Raw genomic sequence first — 249 nt, 5'->3', positions numbered from 1 at the left:
TTGCAGCTTCTAGACCAGATGTTGAAATAGTAGCAATTAACGATTTATTAGACGTTGAACACTTAGCATATTTATTAAAATACGATTCTGTTCACGGAAGATTTAACGGAACTGTAGATATTAAAAACGGTAACTTAGTTGTAAACGGTAACGAAATTAGAATTACTGCTGAACGTAACCCAGAAGATTTAAAATGGGACGCTGTTGGAGCTGAAGTAGTTTTAGATTGTACTGGTATTTTCACAACTT

1 protein-coding gene is annotated in these 249 nt (G+C 33.7%); it reads left to right on the top strand.

From position 1 onward, the window contains the following. Positions 1-249: glyceraldehyde 3-phosphate dehydrogenase NAD-binding domain-containing protein (locus FUA24_RS23325; protein WP_317131969.1), on the top strand; the 249-nt coding region annotated here is incomplete at both ends.

Source organism: Seonamhaeicola marinus, assembly GCF_008085455.1.
This window is presented reverse-complemented; position numbering and strand designations above follow the sequence as displayed.